Source organism: Actinosynnema sp. NPDC059797 (assembly GCF_042732085.1).
Taxonomy (GTDB): domain Bacteria; phylum Actinomycetota; class Actinomycetes; order Mycobacteriales; family Pseudonocardiaceae; genus Actinosynnema.
The window spans coordinates 57,710-64,667 of the sequence record NZ_JBHWIE010000017.1 but is presented as its reverse complement, the minus strand read 5'-3'; the positions used below and the strand labels follow the sequence as shown (position 1 = coordinate 64,667).

The following is a 6,958-nucleotide window of genomic DNA, read 5'->3' as shown; positions in this document are numbered from 1 at the left end:
CCGGCGCAGCCTCGCCGCGTTCGGCTACGGCCCGAAGGTGCTGCACCGGGTGCTGCGGTTCGACCGGGCGGTGGCGCTGGCGCGGCGGGGCGTGCCGTTCGCCGACGTCGCCCACCGCACCGGCTACGCCGACCAGTCGCACCTGTCCCGCGAGGTGCGCGAGCTGGCCGGCGTGCCGCTGGGTCAGCTGATCCGGCCGTAGGCGCGCAGGGTCCGCAGGGCCTCGATCGTGACGATCGGACGCCACTCGTACGTGGTGACCGGGGTCCACGACGGCCACGGGAACGTCCACCCGCCGTCCTCCCGCTGCCCCGCGGCGAGGTCGTCGAGGTCCCGCTCCACCTCCTCGTCGGTGAACCAGCTCCGGGCGAGGTGGTCCGGGGTGGGCGCGTAGTGGTGCGGCTTGTGCGTCTCGCCCGCCGCGTAGCCCTCGGGCGCCTGCCCCTCGCCGAGGTCGACCAGGCCCTGCTCCCGCACGAGCGCGCCCAGCCGCCCCGCCGCCGCGGTGGCGCGGTCCCGGTCGGGCGCCGCGTCCAGGAAGTGGGCGCACGCCGCCGCCTCGTAAGGGTGCGACTTGACCAGCCCGTCGACGCCGCGCCAGCAGAACTCGGTGGCCCGGTCCAGCCACGGGTGCTCGGCGCCGATCCGGTGCAGGGTGCTCGCCAGCAGCGCGGTCATCAGCAGGTCGCCGTCCCCGGACACCTGCCACCACGGCGCGCGGGGGTGCTCGCTCGCGGTGGCCAGGCAGTTGGGCACGCCGCCGTCGGGGTTGGCGACCGAGGCCAGGAAGTCGAGCGCGCCGGACACGATCGCGCCGGCCCCGGCGTCGGTCGCGCCGACCTCGTGCAGCAGCGACAGCGCCGTGAAGGTGTGCAGCGGCTGGCTGGTCGGCCCGCGCCCGTCGGGCTCCAGCGCGTGGCCGAACCCGCCGTCGTCGTTGCGGTGCGCGAGCACGGCGTGCACCACCGGCTCGGCGGGCCCGCCGTCGAACAGGAACGCGAACCGCCGCTGCTCCAGGACGCGCGCGTTGTGCCAGAGGAAGGTTCGTGCTGCTTCGATCATGCCCGGAACGGTAGGCGCGCGGTCGCCGCCGCGTCTTGAACGGATCGGTCATCCCCGCTCGCGCAGCACCTCGCGGTTCAGCTCGGCCGGGCTGCGGTGCCCGGACAGGCCCAGGGTGAGGTCGAAGTCCGCGAGCAGGCTGCGCAGCACGTGCCGCACGCCGACCTCGCCGCCGTGGGCCAGGCCGTAGGCGAACGGGCGGCCGACCAGCACGGCCTTCGCGCCGAGGGCGAGCGCCTTGACGACGTCCGCGCCGCCGCGGATGCCGGAGTCGAACAGCACCTCGACCTGCTCCCCGACCGCGTCGGCGATCTCCGGCAGCACCTCCAGCGACCCGACCGCGCCGTCCACCTGCCGCCCGCCGTGGTTGGACACCACGATGCCGCTCACGCCCGCGTCGACGGCCTTGCGCGCGTCGTCGACGTGCTGGATGCCCTTGAGCACGATCGGGCCGTCCCAGTGCTCGCGCAGGAACGCGAGCTGGTCCCACGACTTGTCGGTGCCGGTGAACAGCTGCACCCAGCGCAGGATCGCCATCGGGGCGTCCTCCTCGGGCGGCGCCGCCAGTCCGGCCCGGAACGCCGGGTCGGAGAACGGGATGGCCGTGCCGACGCCCCGGATGAACGGCAGGTAGGACTGGTCGAGGTCGTGCGGGCGCCAGGCGAGCGTCCACGTGTCGAGGGTGACCACGAGGACGCGGTACCCGGCCTTGCGGGCGCGGTCGAGGATGCTCGCCGCCACGTCCGGCTCGTTGGGCCAGTAGAGCTGGAACCAGCGGGCGGAGTCCCCGGCCGCCTCGGCGACCTCCTCGATCGTGTGCGAGGAGGCGGTGGACAGGATGAACGGCACGCCCAGCTCGGCCGCCGCGCGGGCGGTGGCCAGCTCGCCGTCCGGGTGCAGGATCGACTGGACGCCGACGGGCGCGAGCAGCACGGGCGCGGGCATCTCGGTGCCCAGCACGGTGGTGCCGAGGTGGCGCTCGGTGGCGTCGGTGAGCATCCGCGGCACGATCCGCCACCGGTCGAACGCCTCCCGGTTGGCCCGCGCGGTCGCCCCGGACCCGGCCGCCCCCGCCACGTACCAGAACGGCCCGGGCCCGAGGCGTTCGCGGGCGGACTCCTCCAGCGCGCCGGGATCGGTGGTGAACGGCGGCACGGCGCCCGCCAGCCCCTGCAGGTAGATCTCGTTCTGGTAGGCGGCGAACTGACCAGTCACTTTGCCCCTCACTTCCCGCTCAGGCCGTCTACAGGCCGTCTGCGGCACCGTCCGCGTCGTCGGTCTGCGGATCATGCTCGTGCCCGTCCGCGTCGCCCGCAAGCACACGATCGACCGCCTTTCGGGTGCGATCGCTGCTGGACGGCAGCAGGTGCGTGTAGACCCGCATGGTGAAGGCCGGGTCGGCGTGGCCCAGCCACTCGGCCAGTGCCTTGATCGACTCGCCGGCGTCCAGGAGCACCGATGCGTAGAAGTGCCGCAGCGCGTGCATGCCGTCCTGGCGCGGCGTCCTCTCGACCTTGGCCCGGTCGAGCGCGGGCGTCCACACGTACTGGTTGAACACGTCCCGCCGGATCGGGTTGCCGTCGCGGTTGACCAGGATGAGCGAAACCGTCTCCGGTTCGCCGTCCGGCTCCTTCCACGGCAAGGTCACCTCGACCGGCGGGAACGCCTCGGTGTAGGCGTCCAGGTCCCGGAGCACGCTGTCCGGCAGCGGCACGTCCCTTTCCTTGCCGCCCCTGGGAGGCGCGAACACCTGCACCCCGTCCACGACCCGGACCTGACGGACGACGTGCAAGACCTTCTCGTCCCGGTTCACGTCGTCCATCGAGAGCCCGAAGACCTCCCCCTGGCGCAGGCCGCAGCCGGCACCGAGGGGAACGACGATCTTGTATTTGGCGGTCAGCGCCAACCGGACGGCCGCCAGCTTGCCCACCGACCACGGGACGATCTTCCGCTTGTCCGGCTGCGGCCGGGTGACGCTCTTGGCCTTGCACGGGTTCTCGGAGATCATCTTGTCATCGATCGCGGCATTGAAGACCGCCGAAACGTGCACGAACGTGACCGCCCGCGTTCCACCGGCGAGCTTCTTCTGCTGCAGAGCACGCAGCCAACCACGGATGTGCGTCGGCAGGATCGAACCGATCTCCCGGTTGCCCAAGTACGGGTAAACCAGGTTCTTCAATCGACGTTCGACGGCATTGCGTGTGCTGCCGTCGAACGCTTGGTCTTTCAGCCACGAATCCGCGTACACCTGAAACGCCACCTTGCCCGCTTCCGGGTCGAGGTACGTACCGGTGCGCTTCTTGTTCTCGACTTCGAGCAGGAAAGCGTCAGCCGCACCCCGCTGCCTGTCCGGGAAGCTCTTGCTGCGCTCCTGCCCGGACGGATCGATATAGCGGACCTTGTACCGCATCCCAATGCCATACAGCTCGGTCTTCTCACGAGCGGGCTTGCCCCTGGCATCCAACTCGGGCTTGCCCGACTCGTCCAACTTCGGCCGCCACCAGCGGTCTTGGATGTGCCCCATGACAGTCTTCTCCTGTCGATCGAATTGCCGAAGAATTCAGGCGGCGTTCTCGTCCGCCTGGTCAGCCCAGGCCCGTACCCGAGCCGGGACGTAGCGGAGGTGCTTACCCACCTTCTTCACAGGTGGCCCGATGTGCCGCCACTTCCACTGGTAGAGCGTTTTCACCGGCACGCCCAGGAACGCCGACACTTCTTCCACCCCCCACAGGGGTTCGATCTCAGCCATGACTTCCCCCCTCGGTTCGTCAAGCCGCCAGCGGAGTTGCCGAAAGTTGCGGAGGTTCACCGGCCGCGAGCATCGCCCGGTCGTATTCGGCCTTCCACCGCGTTCGTTCCGCGATGGCGTGCATGAGTTGGTGCGCGCGTGGTGGCACGTTCGGGTCACCGGGCCGCACCTTGTGCCAGACGAGCTGGGACGCATCGCGTTCCGGCTTCTCGATCCCCACGGCCGCGAGCGCTTCCAGGACGAACCGCTTCCGGTCGGCCCGGTGGTCGGCCAGCGTCTTGCCCGACCACTTGCGCGACACCAAGACGCGTCGACCGGGCAGGCCGAGCGTGGTTCGGCGGTGCGCCCGTCCCTTGCAGTGCCCCGGAGTGGTCCGCGAACCCGCGCCACGCGGCTGGACGCCGTAGAGCAGCCACACCGCACACCGGTCCGAGCAGGGCGTCACGGCCAGCTCGTCCGCCAGGCGGTCCGCGTGTTTCCGCTGCCTGTCGGTGCTCTGCTCGACCACCTCACCAATGGACTTGGTGAGGTACTTGGTCAGATAGCCGATGTGCCGCCCGGCTTCCTCCGAGCCGCCGAGGATGCCCTTGGAGTGCACCTGGCGGCCGAAGGTCACCACGTGCGCCGGCTCCTCTGCAGCCTCGACCGCATCCGCCCAGGCCGTCAGCGGCTGCCGGGTGTCCGGGTCGATGAACACTTCGGCCCGCGCGTCCCAGACCGGCACGTGGTCACCGCTGTAGACGCGTTCGTCGTGGTTGGGCCACCAGACCTGGTGATACGTGGCCGCCGTGACGAGCTGGATGGTCTCGTGCGGGACCGAACCGCGGAAAGCCGCATGGAGGTGTGGCGCCGCTCGACGCTGCGGCTCCACGGTGGCGAAGTACTGCACGTCCCACCCGACCGTGCGCCGCAGGTTCTGCCACCACCGGTCCACGAGCGAGGCGAAGTGCACCGCGTCCCGAGCCGCACGCCGGTAGTCGTAGGTGTCCGGGTCGACGGGCGTGCCGTCGTCGCGCACCCGCCCGTAGCTGTCGAGCGTCAGCGTGACGAACATCGAGGGCCGGAATCCACCCGCGTACTCCCGCCCCACCGTGCGCTTCTCCACCCGCCGCCGAGGCAGGTTCGGCACGTCCTGCCGACGCTTGGTCGACCGCCGCACGGGCCGCTTGGCAGGCGCGTCGGGTGAGGGGAATCGCCCCCGCACGCCGAGTTGCCGAAGTTCCGCGTCGACGGAGTGGATCTCCTCCCGCAGCTTGTCAGCGTCGCCGGCCTCTCCGGTTGCGACCGCATCCCGGTACGCCTTGACCAAGTCGGCCCGGTAGGTCAGGAGTCCCTTCTGGTCATCAGTCGGCGCGACCGGGGTGAAGTCGGGTTCCTCGGTCAGGTGCCAGCCCTCGCGGCACTGGGCCATTCGCAGCGCCTTGGCCTTGCGGGCGCACGGCCCACAGACACTTTCGACCGTTGAGCCGCAGGGCACGGCGACGTAGCGGACTTCGTAGGTGGCCCGGTCCTCGACTTCCATCGTGAACGGCCGCATGCACACGCCGTACTTCTCGGCGGCAGCCTTAGCCACGTCCAGCGCCATCGGCTGACGCATCCGCTCAGCCCGCGTACCGCTGGTCATGCCGCATCCCTCCCCTCTGTGCCGCCCGGTCGTGTTGGGAAGTCGTGCACGGTGGCGTCTGCCAGGAAGACACCCAGGTCGACCAAGTCCGCGTCGGTGACGTGGAAGGCCCGAGCCCGCTCCGGTTCGCGTTGGCCGTCCTGCTTGACCCAGGCCACGCCGGGCGTGTTCTCGCTGATCTCGTGGGCCGCCGCGCCCCGCTGCCGCACGCCGTCGCCAAGGACCATGTCGACCTGTTGCGGCTCGTCCAGGCGCAGGGCAACGCGCGTGGTGAACAGGTGCCGGAAACCGACGACCTCCTTGCGCGGGTCCTGGACCAGGCCGACCACGGCATAGCCCGGTGCGCGTCCCTGGGAGGTGATCGTCTGAATGGCCCGCGCCGCCCGCTCCCGGAGCTGCTTGTCCGGCTGGTAGGCGATCAGGTCCGCCAGCTCGTCCACGACCAGGACGGTGAACGGCTCCCCGGTCGAGCGCGCCCACAACCGCCGAACACCCCGGTAGCGGGTAGCACGCTCCTTGACCTCAGTGGCGATTTCCTCAAGCAGCGCAACGGCTTCCGGCCCGTTGTCGTAGACGACGCGGTCGAAGGCGTCGGGGCACTGCCCCAGCTCCATCCCACCCTTGGGGTCGATGCCCACCATGCGCACCAGCCCGGCGCGGATGGCCGGGGCGAGCTGCCACACGATCGACCACAGCACCGACCCCTTGCCCGCACCGGGCACGCCGACGACGAGCACCTGAGAGCCCAGCAGCCGCAGCCGCCACGGCTTACCGGTTTCGGTCCGCCCGACGATCACCCGCTTGAGGTCGACCTCGGCATCGGCCAGCGCGGGCACGGGCAGCGGCCGGGCCAGCGGGTCGCGGTGGACGAAGTCCAGTTCGATCACCCGAGGCCGGATGACGCGGACCCGGCAGGACCGGGCGTTGAACGAGTGCGCCAGGCCGTCCCGCCGCAGCTCCCAGGCTTCCGGGGACTGGGCCGGGATCATCCGCACGCGGACGCGGTCCCGCCACCCGTCCGAGCGAACGCGCCGCAGGGTGGGCCGGTATTCGCGGCCCCGGTGGTGCTTGGCCAGGTCCGCGAGCCGCATCACCGACCGCCACCGAGGCACGTACAGAACCGCCCGCCGCCACTCGGTGATAAGCCGGTACCAGCAGTGCCGCAGGAACGACACCCGGTCGTACCCGAACCAGAGCAGCAGGGCCGCGACCAGCGACAACAGCGCCAGCACCAGCGGCGAGAGGCCGAAGCGCCACCAGCACCAGGCCGCCGACACCGGCACCACCGTGACCACCGGGTACCGGACCACGACGAGCACCAGGCGCACGATGCCAACGACCACCAGCCACACCAGCGCCACCAATGCGGCGATCCACTTCGCCTTACCCGGCACCAGCGCCCACCAGGGCAGCCGAGGCCGAGCGCCCTCGAACGGAGCGGGGTCCACCCACTTGCCGCCGTTCATCGCGCACGCCCCATGTGGGCGAAGATCAGCGGCAGCCAGCCCAGGCAGGCGCAGCAC

Annotated in this window: 7 protein-coding genes; 1 reads left to right on the top strand and 6 read right to left on the bottom strand. The window is 71.0% G+C overall.

Annotated features, from left to right (window positions below):
• On the top strand, positions 1–202 hold a 202-nt coding region (locus ACFV4N_RS08210), incomplete at its 5' end, for a helix-turn-helix domain-containing protein (protein WP_499671773.1).
• Here ACFV4N_RS08210 and ACFV4N_RS08205 read toward each other — a convergent pair.
• Genes ACFV4N_RS08205 through ACFV4N_RS08180 form a run of 6 tightly spaced genes read right to left on the bottom strand, consistent with a single transcriptional unit; the run spans position 184 to position 6,901 of the window.
• Positions 184–1,062, bottom strand: coding sequence for a prenyltransferase/squalene oxidase repeat-containing protein (locus tag ACFV4N_RS08205; RefSeq protein WP_499671772.1), 879 nt, complete (start codon positions 1,060–1,062; stop codon positions 184–186). The genes ACFV4N_RS08210 and ACFV4N_RS08205 overlap by 19 nt on opposite strands.
• A gap of 48 nt (positions 1,063–1,110) precedes the next feature.
• Entirely contained in the window at positions 1,111–2,277 is a 1,167-nt protein-coding gene (locus ACFV4N_RS08200; protein ID WP_499671771.1) for a lactate 2-monooxygenase, read from the bottom strand.
• Positions 2,278–2,305: 28 nt separating this feature from the next.
• On the bottom strand, positions 2,306–3,586 hold the full coding sequence (locus tag ACFV4N_RS08195; RefSeq protein ID WP_499671770.1) for a tyrosine-type recombinase/integrase: 1,281 nt from the start codon (positions 3,584–3,586) through the stop codon (positions 2,306–2,308).
• 36 nt (positions 3,587–3,622) lie between these two features.
• Entirely contained in the window at positions 3,623–3,811 is a 189-nt protein-coding gene (locus ACFV4N_RS08190; protein WP_499671769.1) for a helix-turn-helix domain-containing protein, read from the bottom strand.
• Positions 3,812–3,830: 19 nt separating this feature from the next.
• Positions 3,831–5,435, bottom strand: a complete 1,605-nt coding sequence (locus ACFV4N_RS08185) for a replication initiator (protein ID WP_499671768.1) — start codon at positions 5,433–5,435, stop codon at positions 3,831–3,833.
• Positions 5,432–6,901, bottom strand: a complete 1,470-nt coding sequence (locus ACFV4N_RS08180) for an FtsK/SpoIIIE domain-containing protein (protein ID WP_499671767.1) — start codon at positions 6,899–6,901, stop codon at positions 5,432–5,434. The genes ACFV4N_RS08185 and ACFV4N_RS08180 overlap by 4 nt, the downstream gene beginning before the upstream one ends.
• Between the last annotated feature and the right edge of the window lie 57 nt (positions 6,902–6,958).

What these genes read in the sequence shown, in the direction of transcription:
- ACFV4N_RS08205 (WP_499671772.1), bottom strand. Translation starts at nt 1,062, where the DNA reads ATGATCGAAGCAGCACGAACCTTCCTCTGGCACAACGCGCGCGTCCTG.
- ACFV4N_RS08180 (WP_499671767.1), bottom strand. Translation starts at nt 6,901, where the DNA reads ATGAACGGCGGCAAGTGGGTGGACCCCGCTCCGTTCGAGGGCGCTCGG.
- ACFV4N_RS08195 (WP_499671770.1), bottom strand. Translation starts at nt 3,586, where the DNA reads ATGGGGCACATCCAAGACCGCTGGTGGCGGCCGAAGTTGGACGAGTCG.
- ACFV4N_RS08190 (WP_499671769.1), bottom strand. Translation starts at nt 3,811, where the DNA reads ATGGCTGAGATCGAACCCCTGTGGGGGGTGGAAGAAGTGTCGGCGTTC.
- ACFV4N_RS08185 (WP_499671768.1), bottom strand. Translation starts at nt 5,435, where the DNA reads ATGACCAGCGGTACGCGGGCTGAGCGGATGCGTCAGCCGATGGCGCTG.